A 21,271-nucleotide genomic window follows, 5' to 3' on the forward strand; every position below is an offset into this window, starting at 1 on the left:
CAAGCTGCACATCAGTTTGCGCAGCCGATTACCAAGCCGAGCATCGCCGAACCCGGTGTTGTCTATTTCTCCGTCGATCCAGGCCTCAGCTTCATCTCCGTCGTTCGCGCCATGGCACGCCCCCCCCAGGTTCCGTGCCTGAGCAGGAATCACAGCCGAAACAGGGGGTTCAACCGCAATGCGCTCACGGGAATCACGCGGGCGACCACTTGTAAGTAATCGAAAGCTTCACCGGATGGGTACGCAAAGGGGGGGTGCGGATCCAATCTGACAGAGCGCCATCGCCCACACGTCGTTTGTGGACGCCCCAAAGGAGCAAGCGTTAAATGAGAAGAGGTGGCACGTAGTCAGGTGGTCTCGTCTGTCCGGCCTCTGAAAGCAGCACTATGCCGCGGGCCAGTATGGGAGTTCGCGGACCGGATCCAAATCGGCTTAGCGCGCTTGGTTTGCGCTTCGACATTCCCTGCTTTTCCGACCCCTTCTAACTGACAGTTGTGCCATACCCTCCTTCGACCTCCTACGTCTCCGACGACTTCAGGTGTGTTCTCGCAACATCACGCGGCGACAGCAACCAGAGCTTTGTAATCCTCCTGCTTTGTCATGAGCGCCCAGGCAATGCGCGCCATCTTGTTGGCGAGCGCGACCGGGACGAGCATACGTGGTTTGCGGGCCAGCATCCCTTCCAGCCACGAACCTGCCGGCGCTCCCCGCACGGCTGCCTGCCGCACGACCGAGCTGCCGCCGATAATAAGCAATCGCCTAATCGTCCGCTCCCCCATTTTCGATATCCTGCCCGGTTTCTGCTTGCCACCGGTTGAGTGCTGAAGTGGGGCAAGGCCCAATCACGCGGCAAAATCGCGGCCTTTGGTGAACGACGCAGCCTGGGGCGCCAGCGCCACAATAGCAGTGGCCGCGATCGGCCCGATGCCAAGGATTGTCATAAGTCGGCGCGCGACTTCGTCTTCCCGTGCCCGGCGCGCGATCTCTTTGTACAGGAATGATGGGCGCCGCCGCATGCCTCCATCGCGACAAGGCAGGCAGGTTGGTTAGCAAAGAACTCGAGTAGCTTGTTGCGGTTCAGTTTGCGGCTGAAAACGTCTCGCCCCACTCGTCGGCACCGGGTGCGTGAAACGAATTCTTGGCGATATCCAACCCGATTGTGATAACCTTCGACACGGACGCCTCCTTCAGTGGTGTTCAACACCTCCACTATGGCGCATGGATGCCGTCAGGGGGCGTCCAGCCCATCAGCTTACCCAAGGGGGCCGCTCCAGAGCCGACAGTCGCGATGGCGCAATGTGCAGGGCGCTGATCCAGGATCGAGCAGGCGCGGAGCGAAGGTCAGATTACCCAGGACATCCACTCCAAAGCCGACTGTCGGCAAGGTTGAAGGGTTTCGGGCGCCGACAGGCGTACGAAAGTCTTACATGTACGACCCGCGGTGCCTCACGCGCTGAGCTATGGGGATTTCAGATCGCAGCCGTTAGACGCGCTGGCGCAATTGCTGGCTTGGTACGATCCGTGCGGCCCAGGTGGACTGCCTTTCGCTCGGTTCAGGCGATTTAATCAGTGGCAGCGCGAATCTTTTTTGTCATGCGTTATGGCTTTGTTGCGCAAATTAGTCGCCGGTCAACAGTCGACCTTTGATGGCATTGGGTTATGGGCGGATCTCCCTCAGCCTGTCATAGCGCACGACATTGGCCTCGGGCTCCTGCGCCAGACACAGGGCCTGAGGCGCATCGATCGGCGCTGCTGGAGGTGCCTTGCCGTCCAGCACGGCATAATCCTCGCTCCAGTCGAACTGGAAGGCCTCGCCAGGTTGGAAAACCAAAGGCACGAACGTCCCGCGCCCGCTGGTCTGCTGTTCATATTGAAGCTCGGTCCGCCATCGCCGGGCGAAGGCGGCCACCCGGTTATAGGAGCCATCGTAACCCAGCGTCACCAGATCAACGTAGAGTTGCTTGGCAGTCCGCTTCTGCTTGCGGGATTTCTTCAGTTCCACTCGCGGCCAAGCCGTCAGCTTGTCCGCGAAGGGATCGAGTTTGCTGGGCCGTAACGGAACCTTGAAGCTGCGCTCAACCGTATCGGAGCGCAGATACTTGCGGATGGTGTTGCGGGACAGGCCAGTCCGGCGCCTGATCTCCCGAATGGAGATCCCCTGTCGGAAATGCCACCGGCGGATCACACTGAGTAAGTCCATGTCGATCACTCCAAGACCCTCCGACTGGCAGCCGGAAGGGAGAGAAACATGGGGCAATTCTCAGTGGTAATTTATAAGCGCTCCGGGTCACTTCTCAGTGGCAATCAACAAGTTTTGGAAGGTACGAGAGAGGCAGCTTGGCCGCTGGTTTTCGAATTTCGGGTAAGGCTGGGGGCGAATCGCTGTGCCATTCGAAGAACTGGGATGTGCAACGCTCTGCATCCAGATAATGCGGATATACAGTACAATGTGCTACCTTCTGGAACCGTACCACATTGCGGTGAGATAAGGGCGGGGCTGGCTCAGGGGCTTTATTGGCAGGATTTTGAATTTTTGAATTTAGATTCAGTCGCTTGTACTGTTTTTGCGAGCTACTCTCCGCCATGACTCCTTTCCTTCGGATTAGGCTGAGCCTGTCGTCTGGCAGGGGCAAGGGAGGGAGCGTGCCCGGTTTTACCCGCGATCAGGGGCTCGTCAGGGTCTCGATCAGGGTGACGTCGTGGGCCGCGCAGGCCTGGCGTAAGTCCGGGTCGGCAAGGGTGTCGCACACGAAGTAGTCGATGGCTTCCATTCCGCACACCCGCACCGGGGCCGAGCGGCCGACCTTGGAGCTGTCAGCAACGAGGATAACCTTGCGCGCGTTGCGGATGATCGTCTGTGAGACTTCCACCTCGTCGATGGCGAAGTCGAGCAGGCTGCCGTCGGGATCGAGCGCGGAAATGCCAATGAGGGCGTAGTCCACGCGAAAACTCTCGATGAAGCGCATGGCAAGAGCGCCCACCACGGCTCGGTCGGCGGTGCGCACCTTGCCGCCCACGCACACCAGTTCCATGGCCGGATGGACCGAGAGCGTGTCGATCACGTTGAGGTTGTTCGAGATCACCATGAGGTTGCGGTGGTTGCCGAAACTGGCCGCGACCGCCTCTGTCGTGGTGCCGATGTTGACGAACAGAGAAGCTCCGTCGGGCACCAGCGCGGCGGCGGCCGCGCCGATCCGGGCCTTGGCTTCCGAGGCGACCGAACGGCGCGCCTCGTATTCCAGGTTGATGACGCCCGAGGTGACCACCGCGCCGCCGTGCACGCGCGAGAGCAGCGCCTGCTCGGCCAGGACATTGAGGTCCTTGCGGATGGTCTGAGGGGTGACATCGAGCCGGGTGGCGAGATCGTCGACCTCGACGCGGCCCGCGCTGCGCGCGATCTCCAGGATGCGCGTGCGCCGGCGCGTCACGATATCGCCCTGGCCGTCCTCGATGCTAGTGTGCGCGCTCATGCGCCTGCTGCCCCCGTCATGGCACCACCCTAGCGGTGCGCGCACGCCGTGCAAAGCGCAGGCGCTCAGGCGCCCTGTGAAAGATAGCTGTCGAGCTTGGCAGCGGTACCTTCAGGCACATGGAGGCCCAGCTTGGAGCGGCGGTAGAGGATGTCCTCGGCGCTGCGGGCCCATTCGTGGGCGACCAGATAGTCGACCTCGGCGGCATGGAGGCCGCCGCCGAAATCCTCGCCCAGGTCCGCAGGCGCCTGCGTGCCCGACAGGATCGTCTCGGCGCAGGTGCCGTAGGCGCGCGCGAGGCGGTGCAGAAGGGCGCCGGGCATTTGCGGGAAGCGGCGGGCAAGGTCCTGCACAAAACGCGCGAAGTCGCCGTCCGGTATCTCGCCGCCGGGCAGCACGGCGCCGCCGGTCCAAGCGGTCTTCGCCTGCGGGAATACGTGCGCGATGTGCTCCAGCGCGTGCTCGGCGAGCTTGCGGAATGTGGTGATCTTGCCCCCGAAGATGCTGAGCATCGGCGCGCCGCTGTCCGGCCGGTCGAAGTCGAGCACGTAATCGCGGGTCACCGCCGAGGCGTTGGCGGCGTGATCGTCGTAGAGTGGGCGGATCCCGGCATAGCTCCAGGCGATGTCGGCGGGGGCAATGGTGCGATCGAAATAGCGGTTGGCGGTCTCGCACAGGTAGGCCGTCTCGGCCTCGCTGATCTCGGCCTTGCCCGGCTCCTGCGTCCAGGGTTCGTCGGTGGTGCCGATGAGCGTGAAGTCGCGTTCGTAGGGAATCGCGAAGACGATGCGGCGGTCCGGGTTCTGCAGCATGAAGGCGTGATCGCCCTCGTAGAGCTTGGGCACGACGATGTGGCTGCCCTTGACGAGACGCACGCCGCGATCATTCTTGGCCCGGCCCAGCCGCTGGAGCACCTTGTCGACCCAGGGGCCCGCCGCGTTGACCAGCATTTTCGCGCGCACGTCGCGAGCGCCATCGGGGCCTTCGATCTGCGCGGTCCAGGAGCCATTCTCGCTCGTCGCGCCGGTGAGGCGGGTGCGCGTCTCGATCCGCGCACCGCGCGCGGCTGCGTCCATGGCGTTGAGGACGACGAGGCGGCTGTCTTCAACCCAGCAGTCGGAATAGACGAAGGCCTTGCCCTTGCCCTTGCCCTTGCTCGTGTTCGCCAAGGGAGAGAGGCCGCGGCCCTGCGGCGCGGTGTCGAGATTGATCGTCTCGGTGCCGGGCAGGGTCTTTCGGCCGCCGATGTGGTCGTAGAGGAAGAGGCCGAGGCGAACCATCCAGGCTGGGCGGGGCGACTGCGACTGAGGCAGCACGAAGCGCAGCGGCCAGATGATGTGCGGAGCCATGGAAAGCAGGCGCTCGCGCTCGATCAGGGCTTCGCGTACGAGCCGAAATTCGTAGTATTCGAGGTAGCGCAACCCGCCGTGGATCAGCTTGGTCGAGGAGGAGGAGGTGTAGCTGGCAAGGTCGTCCTGTTCGACCAGTAGCACCGAGAGCCCGCGCCCGGCTGCATCGCGCGCGATGCCAGCCCCATTAATGCCGCCGCCCACGATCAGCAGGTCATAGGTGGGCTCTTGCGAGGGAAGGGGCGTTGCAGATGGCAAGGTGGGAACTCCACTTCGGTGTGGCTTGGTCGGGACAATACATCCCGGCGAGTTTCGTTTCACGGTATAGTTTGCTGTAAACGAAAATTCAAACGAAAGTCTTGACCTTCGTATGAAGGTGCGTGCAGGGAGTACGCGAAAACGAAGACCGATAGAGGGGAGATCTCGGATCGTGCCTGCCGGGACCGAAGATTCGCGCAAGCTGCGCGGCGAACTGATTGCCGAGATGATTGCGGTGATGATCATCGTCACGCTGGGCGATTCCGCCGCGGCCATGATCACGCTCTATGATCCCAGCCCCTATGCACAGGCCTACTGGGGCGTGTGCATTGCCTGGGGGCTGGCCGTGACGCTGGCGATCTACGTGACCGGTTCGGTCTCGGGCACCCACGCCAACCCAGCCGTGACCCTGGCGCTGATGGTCTATCGCGGATTTCCCCGGCGCAAGGTTCTCCCCTATATCGCCGCGCAGGTCGCAGGCGGCGTGATCGGCGCCGCGCTTGTCCTCCAGCTCTGGCATCCGGTGATCGATGCCTTCAACGTCGCGCAGGGCCTGACCCGAGGCGAAGGCGGCGCGGCGGGAGTATTCTTCACGCTGCCCGGTGCGCACATCACCCCCTGGCATGCGTTCTGGGACGAGGTCATCCTGACCGCGTTCCTGCTGCTGGGCATTTTTGCGATCACCGACGAGTACAACGAGATGGCGCCGCGGGCGAACTCGGGCGCGTTGATGATCGGACTGCTCGTTGCGGCCATCGGCGCCTCGGGTGGCTATCTCGAAGGCTGGCCGATCAACCCCGCGCGCGATTTCGGGCCGCGCCTCTTCGCGAGTTTCACCGGGTGGGGCGCCTCCGCGCTGCCGGGCGCGGGCTTCTACTTCTGGGTGCCGATTGCCGGGCCCTTCGTGGGCGGTCTTGTTGGCGCGGGTCTTTATCACTTCGCGATCAAGCCCTACCTGCGGCCCCAGACGAAAACCGAAAACGCACACGAAACCACGGTCGAAACCGGCGCCGAATAAGCCGCGTCGACCTCCCCCATTACCCCGACGGAGAGTTCCCGCATGTCCCAGTCCGGCCCTGTTCACGGTCACGTACTTGCTATCGACCAGGGGACGACCTCGACCCGCGCCATCGTGTTTGATACCGAGGCGCGCGCGGTGGCAACCGCGCAGTGTGAGTTCGAACAGCACTACCCCGAACTGGGCTGGGTCGAGCACGACCCGGAGGACATCTGGCGCGACGTGGTGAGAACCGCGCGCGAGGCCATGGGCAAGAGCGGCGTTGCGCCGCACGACATCGCCGGGATCGGCATCACCAACCAGCGCGAGACGGTGGTGGTGTGGGACAAGGCGACGGGCAGGCCGATCCACAAGGCAATCGTGTGGCAGGACCGGCGTACCGCGCGGCTGTGCGCCGATCTCAAGGCGGACGGGGTGGAGGCCGACGTGCGGGCGCGCACCGGGCTCCTTGTCGATCCCTATTTCTCGGCGACCAAGCTCGCCTGGATTCTGGACAATGTTTCCGGAGCGCGCGGCGCGGCCGAACGCGGCGAACTCGCCTTCGGCACCATCGACTGCTTCCTGCTGTGGCGCCTTACCGGGGGTAAGGTCCACGCGACCGACGTCACCAACGCCGGGCGTACGATGCTCTACAACATTCGCACGCAAGGCTGGGACGAGGACTTGTGCCGCCTGTTTCGTGTGCCGATGCAGATCCTGCCCGAGGTGCACGACAACAGCCACGTCTTCGGCACCACCGCGCCCGACCTGTTCGAGGCCGAGATCCCCATCGCCGGGATGGCGGGCGACCAGCAAGCCGCGCTGTTCGGCCAGGCCTGTTTCGCGCCGGGCATGGCCAAGTCGACCTATGGCACGGGCTGCTTCATGCTGCTCAACACGGGCGAGGAAGCGCTGGCATCGGACAACCGCCTTATCACCACGCCCGCCTATCGCCTGAATGGCCAGATGACCTATGCGCTTGAAGGTTCGATTTTCGTGGCGGGCGCGGCGATCAAGTGGCTGCGCGATGGCATCGGGGTCATCACCCATGCGCGCGAGACCAACGACATGGCGACGCAAGTGCCGGACAATCATGGCGTCTACATGGTGCCTGCCTTCGTCGGGTTGGGCGCACCGCACTGGGACCCGGACGCGCGCGGCGCGATCTATGGCCTGACGCTGGGCGCAGGGCAGGCGCATCTTGCCCGCGCAGCGCTGGAGGCGGTGGCCTACCAGACCATGGATCTTGCAGACGCGATGGTCGCCGATGGTGGCCGCACGCCCGAGCGGTTGCGCGTCGATGGCGGGATGGCCGCGAACGACTGGCTGTGCCAGTTCCTGGCCGACATGCTCGACGTGCCGGTCGAGCGTCCGGTCCACCTGGAAACGACGGCGCTCGGCGCGGCTTTCCACGCAGGACTTGCGACGGGCGTCTGGAGCGATCTCGACGCCCTTTCGCGCACATGGCGGCAGGGCGAACTGTTCCGCCCGGCGATGAAGGCCGGGCGCCGCCGGGATCTTGCCGCTGGCTGGAAAGATGCTGTGCGCCGCACTATCTCGAAATAAGGGGATTGGGCTCGAAATGAACTGGCCCGAAATGAGCCGTCGCGGCCTGTATCTCTCAGGCGCGCGCAATTTCTTGCCCTAAGTAAAAAAATGCACCAGATCGTTGCGCCCTGAACAGCCACCCCACCGGGAGAAGAGCACCGTGGCCGCAATGATCGATACCAGCCCCAGTGGCGACGCCGAAACCTTCAGGGAGGAAGTCCCGGGTGGCCACGTCCATGCGCCCGAACTGCGCTACTTCGTGTTCGCGCTGTTCTTCATCTTCGGGGGCATCACCAGCCTCAACGACGTCATCATTCCCAAGCTCAAGGAACTGTTCACGCTCAGCTTCACAGAAGCGATGCTGGTGCAGTTCTGCTTCTTTACCGCCTACGCGGTGATCGGTATTCCCGGCGCGATGCTGGTGCGCAAGCTGGGCTACATGCGCGGCGCGGTGGTGGGTCTGGTGGTGATGATCGCGGGCTGTCTCGCCTTCATCCCGGCCTCGCAGACGGCCTACTACCCGCTGTTCCTGGCCGCCTACTTCGTGCTGGCCGCCGGGGTGGTCATCGTCCAGGTCGTGTCGAACCCGCTGATCAGCCTGCTTGGGCCGCGCAAGACCGCGTCCTCCCGCCTGACTTTCGCGCAAGCCTTCAACTCGCTGGGCACCACGCTCTTCCCCATCGCCGGTTCGGTCCTCATCCTGGGCAGCCTGGCCAATGTCTCGGCGGGCGAACTGACCGGCGCGGCGCTCGACACCTACCGCCGCCAGGAAAGCCAGGCGATCGTCCATGGCTACCTTGGCATTGCCGCGACACTGGCGCTTGTTGCGCTCGCGGTCTGGATGTTCCGCAACCGCCTTCCCGCAGAGAAGCACGAGGCCCAAGCGACCAAGGGCATGCTCGAACGCTTCGGGCTCGATCTCCTGTCGCGCCTGCGTTTTGGCTATGGTGCGCTGTGCATCTTCCTCTACGTCGGCGCCGAGGTCACCATCGGCTCGCTCATCGTCAATTATCTCATGCAGGACCACGTGATGGCGCTGCCTGAGGCGAGCGCGGGCAAGCTCCTGGGCTTCTACTGGGGCGGGGCGATGGTCGGGCGTTTCCTCGGCTCGGCGGTACTGCGCGTCGTCAGCCCGGGCAAGGTGCTGGCCTTGAACGCCTGTGCGGCCATCGTCCTGATCGCGGTCTCGACCACCGGCACCGGACCGCTGGCGGGCTATACCCTCCTGGCCGTCGGCCTCATGAACTCGATCATGTTCCCCACCATTTTCAGCCTTGCCTGCGAGAAGCTGGGCGCGCGCGCGGCCGATGGTTCGGGTATCATCAATGTGGCCATCTGCGGCGGGGCGGTCATCCCGGTTCTTACCGGCGCGCTGGCCGATGCGACAGGCGGCAACCTCTCGATCGCTTTCATCATCCCGGCGCTGTGCTATGCGGTGATCGCGGGCTTTGGCCTCTACGCGCGCCGCCCGGCCTGAACCGGGCGTGCCGCAAGTGGGTAATGAAAGGTCAAGAAAGCCAGGCTATTGATACCTGAATGAGCCGTCCGATCATCCCCCGGCGCTCCGTGCGCAAGCCGGTTTCCATGACCGTACAATGCCGGACCCACAGCGGTCTGCGGGACACTGGCGAGATCTACGATCTCTCGCCCGAGGGGTGCTGTATTCAGATTACGGGCATGTTCTTCAAGGTCGGTGGGCGCATCGTGCTGCGCCCGAACGGGCTGGAGGCTTTCAGCGGGGTCGTGCGCTGGATCAGCGGTGATTTTGCCGGTGTCGAATTCGACCGGCCGCTTTATGGCCCGGTCGTGGACCACCTGGCCCTCCACAACCCGTTCAAGGGTATGCCGCGCGGCTTTTGATCCGCGTGGCCGACGTGGGGAGTAGGGCCGCTGCGTTCAGCCTCGCTGGGCGCTGGCCATGGCCTCGGCGCAGACAGGGTAGCCAAGTCCTTCCGGAATTGTCAGCCAGTCGCCATCGTCGCGATGTTCGATCACGGGTCGGATCCGGCGCGGGGGATGGGCCTGCGCGTCGGCATGGGCCTCTGCGAAGGAGTCGTGTCTGGCGAGGCGCTCCAGGTTGCGGCGTGTGGGGAATATGACGCGTTCTTCGCCCTTCTGGCACAGCGCCAGCGTCGCGCGCGCGCTGGCCCAGAATAGCTGCGTGTTCTCGGTCTTGTCGACCGCGATATCGACTTGTCCGCTGCCCAGATCGGTCAGGAAAAAGCGGGTGTCGAAAGGCCTGACACCCGGCGCGCACCAGTGGGCGTAGAAGGTGAGGCGCCAGGGATCGAGTTCCCAACCCATCCGTTCGAGCACCGGGGCAAGAGCGCCCTCGCGTAGCAGCTGTTCGCGGCCCTCGCGCACGGCCTGCGGCGAGACAGCGGCGGGGTTGGCGATGAGAAGTCCGGTCTCTTCCAGTGTTTCGCGAATGGCGGCGATGCGGGCCGCCCCCAGCGCTTCGTCTTCATTTGGCAGCAGGCGGCGGGCAAGGGCGGTGTCCTCGGCATCGACGCGTCCGCCCGGAAAGACCAGCGCGCCCGCGGCAAAGCGCATCTTTGGGGCGCGCTTGACCATCAGCAGTTCGGGCGGTCCGCCGGGCTGGAGGCTGCGTCGGAAGACGACGACGGTAGCGGCGGGCACCAGGTCCTCGGGCGGGTCGGTTGGAACGTGGCACGTGGTCATGGGACCGCTTTCGCGCGCCGGGCCACCGGTGGCAAGAGGGTGGTTGCCTTGAAGGTGGGACACGCACACCGTTGGCGCCCTCAGGGCCACAGGCAAAGGGGGGGAGCGGTGCGGGTCGCAGGTGCGTTGGTCACGATGAGCCTCTCGCAGGCAGTACCGGGCCTTGGAGTGGGCCTGAATGTGTCGAGATTTCTTACATGTTGGCCTTGAGGGATGGTCGCGTCGGAAGCGCAAATACGGGTTTTGCGTAATCTTGCGAGTTTGGCACGATTTATGCTTTGTGTTTATTGTACCCAAAGCAGTCTCGATGGGGCAGGGCCATCATGTCTCCTGGCCCTGCCTCCCCGACAGACGCAAGAAGGGCCCGGACACCATAGTGGTCTCCGGGCCCTTCTTGCGTCGGGTCACGGTGCCTGTGAACGCGAATCAGGCCTGGGGCGCGATTCCCGCATCGGTGACGAGCTGCTGCAGTTCGCCAGCCTCGTACATCTCCATCATGATGTCGCTGCCGCCCACGAACTCGCCCTTCACGTAGAGCTGGGGGATCGTCGGCCAATCCGAGTAGGCCTTGATGCCCTGGCGGATTTCCTGGTCCTGCAGGACGTCGACCGTTTCAAACGGGACGCCGATGTGGTCGAGAATAGCGCAGGCGCGGCTCGAGAAGCCGCACTGCGGGAAGAGCGGCGTGCCCTTCATGAACAGGACAACATCGTTGGCCTTCACGAGGTCGCCGATACGGGCGTTAACGTCGGACATCTGATTCAAATCCTCAAAAGCGTATGCGCGTCACTTGGGAACGGCGGTGGTGAGTTGCAAGGCGTGGAGCTCGCCGCCCATGCGGCCCCCGAGCGCTTCATAGACCATCTTGTGCTGAGCGACACGCATCTTGCCCGCGAACTGGGGCGCGATGACGTGCGCGGCATAGTGGTCGCCGTCGCCGGCAAGGTCGGTGATCGTGATTTCGCAGCCGGGCAGGGCTTCTGCAATAAGGCGCTCGATCTCGCTGGCGGGCATCGCCATCTGGGCTTCTCCTATGGCCGTCGTTGGGGGGCAAGGTGCGGCCGGCACCTTGGTCTTGCGCCTCCCTCTAGCACCGCTGGCGCCCGGTTTCGAGCCGTTTCGGGTGCGGCGCCGGCGAGGTGGACGGGGGTGGTCAGGCCGTGCCGAGGAAGGCGCGTCGCGCCTCGACCTGCTTGGCCTCGAGGGCGGCACGCACCTCGCCTTCGGTCGTGTCGATCCCGGCGGCGGTGATGTCGCCCAGAAGCTTGCGGATGACGTCTTCGTCGCCCGCTTCCTCGAAGTCGGCCTGGACCACCGCCTTGGCGTAGGCTTCGGTCTCGGCTTCGGAAAGGCCCATGCGTGCGGCAGCCCATTCGCCTACGAGGCGGTTGCGGCGCGCCTGGATGCGGAAAAGCACCTCGGCGTCATGCTCGAGCCCGGTCGGCTCGCCACCATCTGCGCCGTGCCCCTTGCTGCTGAAACTCTTCATCACACAATCCCGCAAAAGCGTGGCTCCGGCGCACCTGCGCACCGTGCCACGGGTCGTTCCCATTGCGATAGGGCCGAGCGGGGCCGGGTTCAATCCCGATTCCGGCATCGCGCGCGCGGCCCATAAGGTAACCGGCCCGGCGGGAGGGTCCCGCCGGGCCGGAAAAACATATCCGAAATGCCGGCTTGCGGCATTTCAGGGCGCCGCTCAGGCCTCGGCGAGCTTCGGACTGGCAAGGAAAGGCAGATCCTCGCGCGCCTTGGTTTCGTAGGTGCCGATTTCGGTGTCCTGCGCCAGCGTCAGGCCAACTTCGTCGAGGCCGTTCAGAAGGCAGTGCTTGCGGAACGGGTCGATCTCGAAGGTGAAGCGGTCCTGGAAGGGCGTCGTCACCGTTTGGGTTTCCAGGTCCACGCTGATCGGGTCGGTCGTGGCGACGTCCATCAGGCGGTCGATGGCCTCCTGCGGGATCGCGACCGCGAGGATGCCGTTCTTGAACGCGTTGCCCGAGAAAATGTCCGAGAAACTGGGCGCGATGACGCAGGTCACGCCCATGTCGAGCAGCGCCCAGGCCGCATGCTCGCGGCTTGAGCCGCAACCGAAGTTGTCTCCCGCGATCAGGATCGGCGCGCCTTCGTAAGCCGGGTCGGTGAAGACGTTGCCCGGCTTGGTCTTGACCGATTCGAAGCAGCCCTGGCCAAGGCCCTCACGGGTCACGGTCTTGAGCCACTGGGCAGGGATGATGACGTCGGTGTCGACGTTCTTGCGGCCGAACGGGTAAGCCCGGCCGGAAACCTGGGAAATCGGGTTCATGGGTGTGCTCGTCTCAATCCGTCTCGGGGGCCTGTTCGGGGTGCGCGGGCGCGTGCTTCTCTGCGCGCGACTTGCGCCGTTTCACAAAGAGCAGGGCGGCGGCGACTGCCGCCGAGCCGATGGCCGCACCAGCCGCGATCGCGGCGCGTCCGGCGAGCGAGGTATCGGGTTCGTCTGCCATCTTGCGTTCGTCCTTCAGGCGTTTTCGGCCAGCTCGCGCACATCGGCGAGGCGTCCGGTAATGGCGGCTGCGGCCGCCATGGCGGGGCTGACGAGGTGGGTGCGCGCACCCGGACCCTGGCGCCCGGTGAAATTGCGGTTGCTGGTAGAGGCGCAGCGCTCACCGGCGGGCACCTTGTCGGGGTTCATGGCAAGGCACGCCGAGCAGCCCGGCTCGCGCCATTCCAGACCCGCCTCGATGATGATCTTGTCGAGTCCTTCGGCCTCGGCTTGCGCCTTGACCAGGCCCGAGCCCGGCACGACGATGGCCCAGGTCACGTTGTCGGCCTTCTTGCGGCCCTTGAGGATCTTTGCGGCGGCGCGGATATCCTCGATGCGGCTGTTGGTGCACGAGCCGATGAAGACGTTCTGGACCTCGATGTCGGTCAGCTTGGTGCCAGGCGTCAGGCCCATGTATTCAAGGCTGTGCTGGACCGCCTGGCGCTTGGAGGCGTCGGCGAAATCGTCCGGAGAGGGAACGACGGCGCCGATGGGGGCGGTGTCCTCGGGGCTGGTGCCCCATGTCACGGTGGGCTCGATGTCCTCGGCGCGAATGTGGATCGACTTGTCGTAGGTTGCGCCCGGATCGCTGGCGAGGCTCTTCCACCAGGCGACGGCCTTGTCCCAGTCCGCACCCTTGGGCGCATAGGGGCGGCCCTTGACATAGGCAAAAGTGGTCTCGTCGGGCGCGATCAGACCGGCGCGCGCGCCCGCTTCGATCGACATGTTTGAGACTGTCAGGCGGCCCTCGATCGACATCTCGCGGAAGACGTTGCCGGTGTACTCGATGACGTAGCCGGTGCCGCCTGCGGTGCCGATCTGGCCGATGATGTGCAGGATCACGTCCTTGGGCGAGACGCCCGCGCCGAGTGTGCCCTCGACGTTGACCTGCAAGGTCTTGGACTGCTTGAGCATCAGTGTCTGCGTCGCCATGACGTGCTCGACCTCGCTGGTGCCGATGCCGAAGGCGAGCGCGCCCAGACCGCCGTTGCAGGAGGTGTGGCTGTCGCCGCACACGATCGTGGCGCCGGGCAGCGAGAAGCCCTGTTCCGGGCCCACGACGTGGACGATGCCCTGCTCGGGATCGGCGTCGCCGATGTAGCGGATGCCGAATTCAGGCGCGTTCTTCTCCAGCATGTCGAGCTGCTGCGCGCTCTGCGGGTCCGCGATGGGAACGCGCTTGCCGGCTGCATCGCGGCGCGCGGTGGTCGGCAGGTTGTGGTCCGGGACCGCGATGTGCAGGTCTGGACGGCGCACCTTGCGCCCGCTCGCGCGTAGCGCCGCGAAGGCCTGCGGGCTCGTCACCTCGTGCACGATGTGCCGGTCGATGTAGATGAGGCAGGTACCGTCGTCGCGGGTGTCGACAACGTGGGCGTCCCAGATCTTCTGGTAGAGTGTGCGCGGCTGTGTGGTCATGATCCGAGCCGATTAGGCCCCTGCGCTTTGCAATTCAAGCAGTACAGCACGGGGCATGTGTTCGATTTATCCGGCAGGAGGACGAACGGCGTATTTTTCAGCCCGGTAAGGAGACAAGTTGTGCCACGAAGATGCGATGAACGGCATGATATCAGGCGCTGACACGGGCGCCGCATCGGTCTAGGAAGAGGGGGTGACTGTTCTTATCGCCATTCTCATCGTTCTTGCGAGCGCCGCGGCCATGGAGCTGGTCGCCTGGTCGAGCCACAAGTACATCATGCACGGCTTTGGCTGGGGCTGGCACCGCGACCACCACGAGCCGCACGACAAGGTCCTGGAAAAGAACGACCTCTACGCGCTGGTGGGGGCGGCCATGAGCATCTCGATGTTCGCGGTCGGCTCGCCGCTCGTCATGGGGCAGCACGCCTGGTGGCCGGGAACGTGGATTGGCCTTGGCATCCTTGTCTACGGCATCATCTATACGCTGATCCACGACGGCCTTGTTCACCAGCGTTACTTCCGCTGGGTGCCCAAGCGGGGCTATGCCAAGCGTCTGGTCCAGGCGCACAAGCTGCACCATGCGACTATCGGCAAGGGAGGCGGGGTCAGCTTCGGGTTCGTCGTCGCGCGCGACCCTGTCCGCCTCAAGCAGGAACTCAAGGAGCAGCGCCGCCGCGGCATCGCGGTGGTGCGCGAGGCGGTGGACGACTGAGCACCAGGTCACACACGCGGCAACCCCGGATGATCTGGCGCGTTACAGGCGTTCCAGATCTTTCAGGAGACATCCGAACGTGATCGATACCGCCGGCTCCGGTGCAGGGTCCTCTTTAGGTCCTGCCGAGGCGGAGCAAACCGAGGAAGAACGCGAAGAGGAACTGCGCCGGGCCGAACAGAAGGCCGAACGCGAGAACACCGAACGCGAAATCGAAAGCGGCAATTCGACCCTGACCCGCCGCGAACGCCGCCGCGTGTCCGCGCACAGCCGCCTGTCCGCACTCACCGTATTCTCGATCATCCGCAGCGAGGGGGAAGAGGAACTGCGCCGTCCGACCTCGTCGCTGTGGTGGTCGGGCATTGCCGCCGGGATCGGCATCTCGACCTCGGTATTCGCACAGGCGCTTTTGTATGACACGCTGGAAGGCAGCCCCAACCGCTGGCTCGTCTCGAGCCTGGGCTATTCGGTGGGCTTCATCTTCGTGATTCTCTCGCGCCTCCAGCTTTTCACCGAAAACACGCTGAGCGTGGTCCTGCCGATGCTGTCCGAGCCGAGCTGGGGCAAGCTCGGTCTCTCCGCGCGGCTCTGGACCATTGTCCTCACCGCCAATTTCATCGGCACCTTCCTCACCGCCTTCTTCGTGATGGTGATGTCGGATGGGGGCGATGCCGAGGCAAGCAGCCATGTGACCGCCATGCTCGAGGTCTCGAAGCACGCCGCGCAGTCGCAAGGCTGGACCGCACTGGTAAAGGGCATTCCGGCGGGCTTCTTCATTGCCGGACTGGTGTGGATGCTACCCAGTTCCAAGGGTTTCGAGCTTTGGGTCATTATGGTCTTCACCGCGCTCATCGCGGCGGGCGGCTTTACCCACGTCATCGCCGGGTCGACCGAGATGTTCATGCTCGTCATCGACGGTCAGAAGTCCATCGAGGCGGCCTTTACCGGCTATCTCCTGCCCACTTTCGCGGGCAATGTGATCGGGGGCACCGGCCTTTTCGCGATGCTCTCCTACGGCCAGATCCACGCCGAAATCTGAACAGGACCGCCGGCCCGGGTGATCACTCGGGCCGGGTCCAGATCCACGGGCCCAGTACGGCGAGCACGCCTGTCGGGATGAAAGCCAGCGGGAAACCCACCACGAGCCAGGTGAAAGGAATGCTCGCGCTCATCGCAAGGATGGCCGAGACCTTGCCCTTGCGACTGATCGCCCGCCGGTCGCGCCAGGCGACGAGATGGGGGCCGTGCTTGGGGTGGTTGTAGAGCCGCTCGGCCCATTCCGGGTGGCTCTTGGAAAAGCACCAGGCCGCCGCGATGTAGAAGACGACGGTGGGCATGACCGGCAGAAAGATGCCGATGGTGCCCAGCGCCACAAACAGCACGCCGCCAAGCATCCAGATCGAGCGCTTGACCTTCCTCAAGCTCGCGCGCCCCGGCCAGAAGAGGGGTGGGTCAAGACTGGGGGGCCGCGTAGCGCGCCGCGGTTTCCCGGATCAGCGCGATCATGTTGGGAACGCCTTGCGTGCGGTTCGAAGAAAGCTGATTCTTGAGGTCGAAGGGCTCGAGCGCGGCGACGATGTCGGTCTCGGCCACTTCGGCGGCGGGCTTGTCCTGTACGCCTGCAATCACCAGCGCGACGATGCCCTTGGTGATCGCCGCGTTGCTATCCGCCAGAAAATGGAGCGTGCCGCCTTCCGCTTCGGTGGGGTATACCCAGACCGAGGCCGAACACCCGCGCACCTTGGTGGCGTCGGTCTTGAGCGCGTCGGGCATCGGGTCGAGCTCGCGCCCCAACTCGATCAGCAGGCGATAGCGTTCGTCGCCCTCAAGGAACTCATATTCTTCGCGGATGTCATCAAGGCTGCGCATGCAACGTCATTTAGGGCCGTGTCGCCACAGGGCAAGGGGGCGTTGGCACTGGGCGCGGCGCGAAGGGGCTGCAATCAAGATAAAGAGACAGTCAGAGACGAAGAAAGGGGGCATTCAAGGGGTCATCACCCCTTGACCCCAGAACGGACGACCTCACCCCGCTCGGCCGGGGGGCGCGTGGGAGGTGAGGTCGACGGTATGGGGAGCCCGAGGGCGATGGTCCTCGGAATTAGTCTTCTGCTTCTTCCAGTTTTTCGACTTCACGCGTCACGTCGATTGCGCCCGGGCGCGGTTCCTGTCAGGGAAATGGCCATGAACGCTTCTGCCGCCGCCGACCGCAGCCATCCCTTCTTTTCACTGCACGAGCATGGTTTCGTGCGCGTTGCGACCTCGACCCCGCATGTGCGGCCTGCCGATGTCACCTTCAACCGTGATGCGATCCTGGCCGAAGCGCGCCGCGCGCATGGAGCGCATGTCGATCTTCTGGTCTTTCCAGAGTTGTGTCTGTCGGCCTATGCCATCGACGATCTGCACTTGCAGGGCGCGCTGATCGCGGCGGTGGATGCCGCGCTCACCGAGATCGTTGCAGCCAGCGCCTCGCTCTCGCCGGTTCTGCTGGTGGGGGCCGCGCTGGTCCACGGCTCCAGCCTCTATAACTGCGCGGTGGTGATCGCACACGGCAAGCTCCTGGGCGTGGTGCCCAAGTCCTTCCTTCCCAACTACCGCGAGTTCTATGAGAAGCGCTGGTTCGCAAGCGGCAAGGCGGTGTGCGGACAGTCGATCACGGTTGCCGGCCAGAACGTGCCGTTCGGCGTCGACCTCGTCTTTGCGTCCGAAGTGTTCAAGGATTTCCGCTTCTTCGTCGAGATTTGCGAGGATGTCTGGGCGCCCACGCCTCCCAGCACGCTGGGCGCGCTCGCCGGGGCGACGATCCTGTGCAACCTCTCGGCCTCCAACATCACCATCGGCAAGTCGGATGAACGCCACGCGCTGTGCAAGGCGCAGTCCGCGCGCACCTCTGCGGCCTATGTCTATTGCGCGGCGGGGCATGGCGAGAGCACGACCGACCTTGCCTGGGACGGGCAGGGCATCGTCTACGAACTGGGCGATTGCCTCGCGCAGTCCGAGCGTTTTGCGCTGGAGCCGCAGCTGTGCATCGCGGATATCGACTGCGAACGTATCGTCGGCGAGCGGCTGCGCCTGCCGACTTTCGCCGACGCGGCCGAACTTGCCGGATCGCCCGCGCAGACGTTCCGTGCCGTTCCCTTCCGCCACGCGCCGGTGCGCGGGGATATCGGCCTCCAGCGTCCGATCCGCCGTTTTCCCTTCGTGCCCAACCGCCCGGAAAAGCTCGACGCGGACTGCTACGAGGCGTTCAACATTCAGGTCGATGGCCTCATGCGGCGCCTGGAATCGACAGGCTCGAAGTCGATGGTGATCGGCATTTCGGGCGGGCTCGATTCGACCCACGCGCTGATCGTGGCTGCGCGCGCCTGCGATCGCCTTGGCCTGCCGCGCACCTTCATTCGCGGCTACACCATGCCCGGCTTCGCGACGAGCGAGGGCACGAAGTCGAACGCCTGGAAGCTGATGGATGCGCTGGGCATCACGGCCGAGGAAATCGACATCCGCCCGGCCGCAACGCGCATGCTGGAGGACATCGGCCATGCCTTTGCCCGCGGCGAGCCGGTCTACGACGTCACCTTCGAGAACGTCCAGGCGGGGCTTCGCACCGACTATCTCTTCCGCCTTGCCAGCCAGCACAGCGGCTTCGTGATCGGCACCGGGGACTTGTCCGAACTGGCGCTGGGCTGGTGCACCTACGGCGTGGGCGACCAGATGAGCCACTACGCGGTCAACGCGGGCGTACCCAAGACGCTGATCCAGTACCTGATCCGCTGGTGCGCGGACGGTGAGGATTTCGCAGCCGAGGCGGGCGCGATCCTTCACGCTATTCTCGACACCGAGATTTCACCCGAACTCGTACCCGCCGGCGCGGACGGCGCGATCCAGAGCACCGAGGAGAAGATCGGGCCTTACGCTCTCAACGACTTCTTCCTCCACCACATCATGCGCTACGGCCAGACGCCCTCCAAGGTCGCGTTCCTTGCCTGGCACGCCTGGCACAACGCCGCGCACGGCCAATGGCCCGACGGCTATCCCGCCGACCGGCGCGTGGCCTATGACCTGCCGGTGATTCGCGCCTGGCTGGAGAAGTTTCTGCGCCGCTTCTTCGCCTTCAGCCAGTTCAAGCGCTCGGCGATCCCCAACGGACCCAAGGTCTCCTCAGGCGGGGCGCTCAGCCCGCGCGGCGACTGGCGCGCGCCGTCGGATGCCCGCGCCGATGTGTGGCTGGCGGAACTGGATGCGAAGGTGCCTTTGGAAGGGTAGCAAGAAAAGGGAGGTTTCGAGGGCCATTGCCCTCGGATCAACTCTTCCCTCTCAATCCCGCAGACTCTCGATCTCTTTTGCAAGATCCTTGCCCCGGCGTTCGTCGGTGGCGATGCGTTCGAGGACGTTGATACGTTCGCGCAGTTGGGCGATCTCGTCCTCGAGTTCCTGTTCGTGGGGATCGCGGCGGCCGATGGTGCGACCATGGTCCGAGCGTTCGGAGGGCAGGTGCAGCTTCTTGGCGCGCAGCCAGGTGATGCAGCCGATGACGAACATGACCACCACGGCCGTCCAGAAACTCATTGTCGTGTAACCTTATGTATGGGCGAGGAGGGGCATGGCCTGCTCCTCGGTCGGGTGGGGCGGCTGGTGCCCGCTATCCTGCGCGTCGCTGCGTGGCGAGGCAAGGTTTTCGAGGTGGCGCAGGCGTTCTTCGAGGTCGCTTTCGCGGGCCTGGAGGGCGTGGGTGTCCGCCGTCAGTTCCAGCTTGCGTTCCAGGTAGGCGAGGTAGCGCTTGTAGGCACTGGCGAGAATCGTGAAGAGCAGCACCACCGTTCCCATGACGATGGTGACGGTGAGGAGGTCGCCCAGATTCACTGGCGCGTCTCCACAGGTCCGCCGGCGCGGGCGAGCTCGCGGGCTTCGCGCAGCGATTCGATCTGGCGCGCTACATCGTAGCCCTTGTCGGTGACGATGCTCTCGACGGCGGCGAGGCGGTCCTTCACCGCGCTGACCTCGGCGCGCAGTTCGGCATTTTCCTGGGTGAGCAACTGGACGCGGGCCTGCGCCTCGCCGTCGGTCTTGGGGTAGATGCTTTTGCCCCAGGAATTTTCCAGCGGATAGCCGTGGCGCATGCGCAGCCAGTTGTTGAAGATCCAACCTGCGGTGGCAATGGCTGTGCCCACGATGATGACCGGGCTGAGCATTTCGAGCGTGGCGAGATCGAGCGTCATGACTGTCTCCTTCCGATGGACGGCGCTTAGCGCGCGTGGGCAGTGGGGGGCGGAGTGGCGGAGGGGCTGCGTGTCGCCTCAAGCGGGCTGAGCGCCTCGATCTGGCGGGCGACATTGTAGCCGCTGTCGGTCACGATGGTCTCCAGGGCGGCGGTGCGCTGTTCCAGCTTGGTCACGCGTTCCAGGAGCTTTGCATTCAACACCTGTGCTTCGTGCGCGGCTTCGGGGTCGGACCTTTCGGTCTTGCCGAACCACTCATCTTCCAGCGCATAGCCGTGGCGGGCGCGGATCCAGTTGTTGAGAAGCCATCCGCCGGTGGAGAGGGCGATAATGACAAGGACGAATTCGGGGCCACCCCAGTTCATGTGCCGTCCCTCAGTTTACGTGCTTGGCGGTGTCGGACGCACGCTGGGCGTCGGTTTCGCGCTGATCGCGCAGGGCCTCGATCTGGAGCGCGGTGTCGTAGCTGCCATCGGTGATGATGCGCTCGAGGACGCGCACGCGCTCTTCCAGCTCACGGGTGCCCGAGGCGTACTGTGCGGCTTTTTCGGCGGTTGCCTCGGCTTGGATCTCGGCCATGCGGCGCTGGTGCTTGGTCCAGACCACCAGAGCACCGACCAGGAAAGGTGCAAGCGGAATGAGAAGCGCGAGTGAGCTGGTGTCCATGATGTTCGTGTCCCTGTTTTATGCCCGGTAGAAGAGATGTGCCTTAGCGCAGGCTCTCGATTTCGGCTGCGAGGCGCGAGTTGCTGCTGGAATAGTGCGCTTCCATGTCGGCGACGCGCCGGTCCATGTCGCTCAGCTCGCCGCGCAGGCGTTCGCTGCGACCGATCCCGGCCTTCTTGGCGCGGCGGCGTTCCATCCGGCGCAGCAGGCGCTCTTCCTCGTGCGCGCTGTAGTCCCCCAGCGGGCGCTTGTCGGCGATGAGCGCGACCGCGATGTAGATCGCGATCACGATGGGGAAGCCGAAGAGCAGCAGGAGTACGGCGCCGAGCCGGATCCAGAGCGCATCGACATCGGTGAAGTCGGCGATGCCGGCGCAGACGCCCGCAAGCTTGGCGTTCGACTTGTCGAGATAGAAATGTCCACGTGACACTGTGCTGGTCCC

General features: G+C 64.5%; 25 protein-coding genes and 2 pseudogenes. 8 read left to right on the top strand and 19 right to left on the bottom strand.

Annotated features, from left to right (window positions below; genetic code table 11):
- On the top strand, positions 1-219 hold a 219-nt coding region (locus FMM79_RS21555; RefSeq protein ID WP_205466470.1), incomplete at its 5' end, for a hypothetical protein.
- Between the two features lie 335 nt (positions 220-554).
- On the opposite strand, the pseudogene FMM79_RS04120 reads toward FMM79_RS21555, so the two are convergent.
- The 4 genes and pseudogenes from FMM79_RS04120 to FMM79_RS04135 form a co-directional block, all read right to left on the bottom strand.
- Positions 555-1,001: pseudogene (locus tag FMM79_RS04120) on the bottom strand (transposase); the annotation flags it as partial.
- A gap of 761 nt (positions 1,002-1,762) precedes the next feature.
- Positions 1,763-2,200, bottom strand: a pseudogene (locus FMM79_RS04125) (IS21 family transposase); the annotation flags it as partial.
- A gap of 463 nt (positions 2,201-2,663) precedes the next feature.
- Positions 2,664-3,470, bottom strand: coding sequence for a DeoR/GlpR family DNA-binding transcription regulator (locus tag FMM79_RS04130; RefSeq protein ID WP_148626294.1), 807 nt, complete (start codon positions 3,468-3,470; stop codon positions 2,664-2,666).
- 65 nt (positions 3,471-3,535) lie between these two features.
- Positions 3,536-5,077: a glycerol-3-phosphate dehydrogenase gene (locus FMM79_RS04135; RefSeq protein WP_240338967.1), complete on the bottom strand. Its 1,542-nt coding sequence runs from the start codon at positions 5,075-5,077 to the stop codon at positions 3,536-3,538.
- Positions 5,078-5,249: 172 nt separating this feature from the next.
- Here FMM79_RS04135 and FMM79_RS04140 point away from each other — a divergent pair, with 172 nt between their 5' ends.
- The 4 genes from FMM79_RS04140 (at position 5,250) to FMM79_RS04155 (ending at position 9,482) form a co-directional block, all read left to right on the top strand.
- Positions 5,250-6,095, top strand: coding sequence for an MIP/aquaporin family protein (locus tag FMM79_RS04140; RefSeq protein WP_205466476.1), 846 nt, complete (start codon positions 5,250-5,252; stop codon positions 6,093-6,095).
- Positions 6,096-6,137: 42 nt separating this feature from the next.
- Entirely contained in the window at positions 6,138-7,640 is a 1,503-nt protein-coding gene (gene glpK / locus FMM79_RS04145; protein ID WP_148626297.1) for a glycerol kinase GlpK, read from the top strand.
- 151 nt (positions 7,641-7,791) lie between these two features.
- Positions 7,792-9,099, top strand: coding sequence for a sugar MFS transporter (locus tag FMM79_RS04150; protein ID WP_148626330.1), 1,308 nt, complete (start codon positions 7,792-7,794; stop codon positions 9,097-9,099).
- A 59-nt stretch (positions 9,100-9,158) separates the two neighbouring features.
- Positions 9,159-9,482 (top strand): PilZ domain-containing protein, encoded by a 324-nt coding sequence (locus tag FMM79_RS04155; protein WP_148626298.1) that lies wholly within the window; start codon positions 9,159-9,161, stop codon positions 9,480-9,482.
- A gap of 36 nt (positions 9,483-9,518) precedes the next feature.
- On the opposite strand, the gene FMM79_RS04160 is transcribed toward FMM79_RS04155, so the two are convergent.
- From FMM79_RS04160 to leuC, 7 genes are all read right to left on the bottom strand, one after another.
- A complete protein-coding gene (locus tag FMM79_RS04160; protein WP_148626299.1) occupies positions 9,519-10,304 on the bottom strand; it encodes an NUDIX domain-containing protein in 786 nt (261 codons plus the stop codon).
- Positions 10,305-10,730: 426 nt separating this feature from the next.
- Positions 10,731-11,060, bottom strand: a complete 330-nt coding sequence (grxD, locus tag FMM79_RS04165; protein WP_148626300.1) for a Grx4 family monothiol glutaredoxin — start codon at positions 11,058-11,060, stop codon at positions 10,731-10,733.
- A gap of 30 nt (positions 11,061-11,090) precedes the next feature.
- Positions 11,091-11,324: a BolA/IbaG family iron-sulfur metabolism protein gene (locus tag FMM79_RS04170; RefSeq protein WP_039390508.1), complete on the bottom strand. Its 234-nt coding sequence runs from the start codon at positions 11,322-11,324 to the stop codon at positions 11,091-11,093.
- A 133-nt stretch (positions 11,325-11,457) separates the two neighbouring features.
- Positions 11,458-11,793, bottom strand: coding sequence for a DUF1476 domain-containing protein (locus tag FMM79_RS04175; RefSeq protein WP_148626301.1), 336 nt, complete (start codon positions 11,791-11,793; stop codon positions 11,458-11,460).
- A gap of 207 nt (positions 11,794-12,000) precedes the next feature.
- Complete coding sequence (gene leuD, locus FMM79_RS04180) at positions 12,001-12,603, bottom strand: 3-isopropylmalate dehydratase small subunit (RefSeq protein ID WP_148626302.1); 603 nt, start codon at positions 12,601-12,603, stop codon at positions 12,001-12,003.
- A 13-nt stretch (positions 12,604-12,616) separates the two neighbouring features.
- Positions 12,617-12,784, bottom strand: coding sequence for a hypothetical protein (locus FMM79_RS21470; RefSeq protein ID WP_162853536.1), 168 nt, complete (start codon positions 12,782-12,784; stop codon positions 12,617-12,619).
- A 14-nt stretch (positions 12,785-12,798) separates the two neighbouring features.
- Positions 12,799-14,238 (bottom strand): 3-isopropylmalate dehydratase large subunit, encoded by a 1,440-nt coding sequence (leuC, locus tag FMM79_RS04185; protein ID WP_148626303.1) that lies wholly within the window; start codon positions 14,236-14,238, stop codon positions 12,799-12,801.
- 193 nt (positions 14,239-14,431) lie between these two features.
- Here leuC and FMM79_RS04190 point away from each other — a divergent pair, with 193 nt between their 5' ends.
- Positions 14,432-14,950, top strand: coding sequence for a sterol desaturase family protein (locus tag FMM79_RS04190; protein ID WP_148626304.1), 519 nt, complete (start codon positions 14,432-14,434; stop codon positions 14,948-14,950).
- A 79-nt stretch (positions 14,951-15,029) separates the two neighbouring features.
- Positions 15,030-15,989, top strand: coding sequence for a formate/nitrite transporter family protein (locus tag FMM79_RS04195; protein WP_240338968.1), 960 nt, complete (start codon positions 15,030-15,032; stop codon positions 15,987-15,989).
- A 22-nt stretch (positions 15,990-16,011) separates the two neighbouring features.
- Here FMM79_RS04195 and FMM79_RS04200 read toward each other — a convergent pair whose 3' ends face one another.
- Entirely contained in the window at positions 16,012-16,371 is a 360-nt protein-coding gene (locus tag FMM79_RS04200; RefSeq protein ID WP_148626305.1) for a YbaN family protein, read from the bottom strand.
- A gap of 31 nt (positions 16,372-16,402) precedes the next feature.
- Entirely contained in the window at positions 16,403-16,819 is a 417-nt protein-coding gene (locus tag FMM79_RS04205; RefSeq protein WP_148626306.1) for a SufE family protein, read from the bottom strand.
- A 312-nt stretch (positions 16,820-17,131) separates the two neighbouring features.
- On the opposite strand from FMM79_RS04205, the gene FMM79_RS04210 reads away from it, so the two are divergent.
- On the top strand, positions 17,132-19,210 hold the full coding sequence (locus FMM79_RS04210) for an NAD(+) synthase (protein ID WP_148626307.1): 2,079 nt from the start codon (positions 17,132-17,134) through the stop codon (positions 19,208-19,210).
- Positions 19,211-19,261: 51 nt separating this feature from the next.
- Here FMM79_RS04210 and FMM79_RS04215 read toward each other — a convergent pair whose 3' ends face one another.
- From FMM79_RS04215 to FMM79_RS04240, 6 genes are read right to left on the bottom strand one after another with little or no spacing between them, the layout of a single operon-like run.
- Positions 19,262-19,513, bottom strand: coding sequence for a hypothetical protein (locus FMM79_RS04215; protein ID WP_039390519.1), 252 nt, complete (start codon positions 19,511-19,513; stop codon positions 19,262-19,264).
- Positions 19,514-19,525: 12 nt separating this feature from the next.
- Positions 19,526-19,807 carry a hypothetical protein gene (locus tag FMM79_RS04220; RefSeq protein ID WP_148626308.1) on the bottom strand — a complete coding sequence of 94 codons (282 nt, stop codon included), beginning with the start codon at positions 19,805-19,807 and terminating at the stop codon, positions 19,526-19,528.
- Complete coding sequence (locus FMM79_RS04225) at positions 19,804-20,163, bottom strand: hypothetical protein (RefSeq protein ID WP_240338969.1); 360 nt, start codon at positions 20,161-20,163, stop codon at positions 19,804-19,806. Before FMM79_RS04225 ends, FMM79_RS04220 begins: the two co-directional genes overlap by 4 nt.
- A gap of 26 nt (positions 20,164-20,189) precedes the next feature.
- Positions 20,190-20,528, bottom strand: a complete 339-nt coding sequence (locus tag FMM79_RS04230) for a hypothetical protein (protein ID WP_148626309.1) — start codon at positions 20,526-20,528, stop codon at positions 20,190-20,192.
- A gap of 10 nt (positions 20,529-20,538) precedes the next feature.
- Positions 20,539-20,829 (bottom strand): hypothetical protein, encoded by a 291-nt coding sequence (locus FMM79_RS04235; protein ID WP_162853537.1) that lies wholly within the window; start codon positions 20,827-20,829, stop codon positions 20,539-20,541.
- Positions 20,830-20,872: 43 nt separating this feature from the next.
- Positions 20,873-21,259 carry a PspC domain-containing protein gene (locus tag FMM79_RS04240; protein ID WP_148626310.1) on the bottom strand — a complete coding sequence of 129 codons (387 nt, stop codon included), beginning with the start codon at positions 21,257-21,259 and terminating at the stop codon, positions 20,873-20,875.
- Positions 21,260-21,271 lie beyond the last annotated feature (12 nt).

The sequence above is a fragment of the Novosphingobium sp. BW1 genome, assembly GCF_008107685.1.
Classification (GTDB): Bacteria; Pseudomonadota; Alphaproteobacteria; order Sphingomonadales; family Sphingomonadaceae; genus Novosphingobium.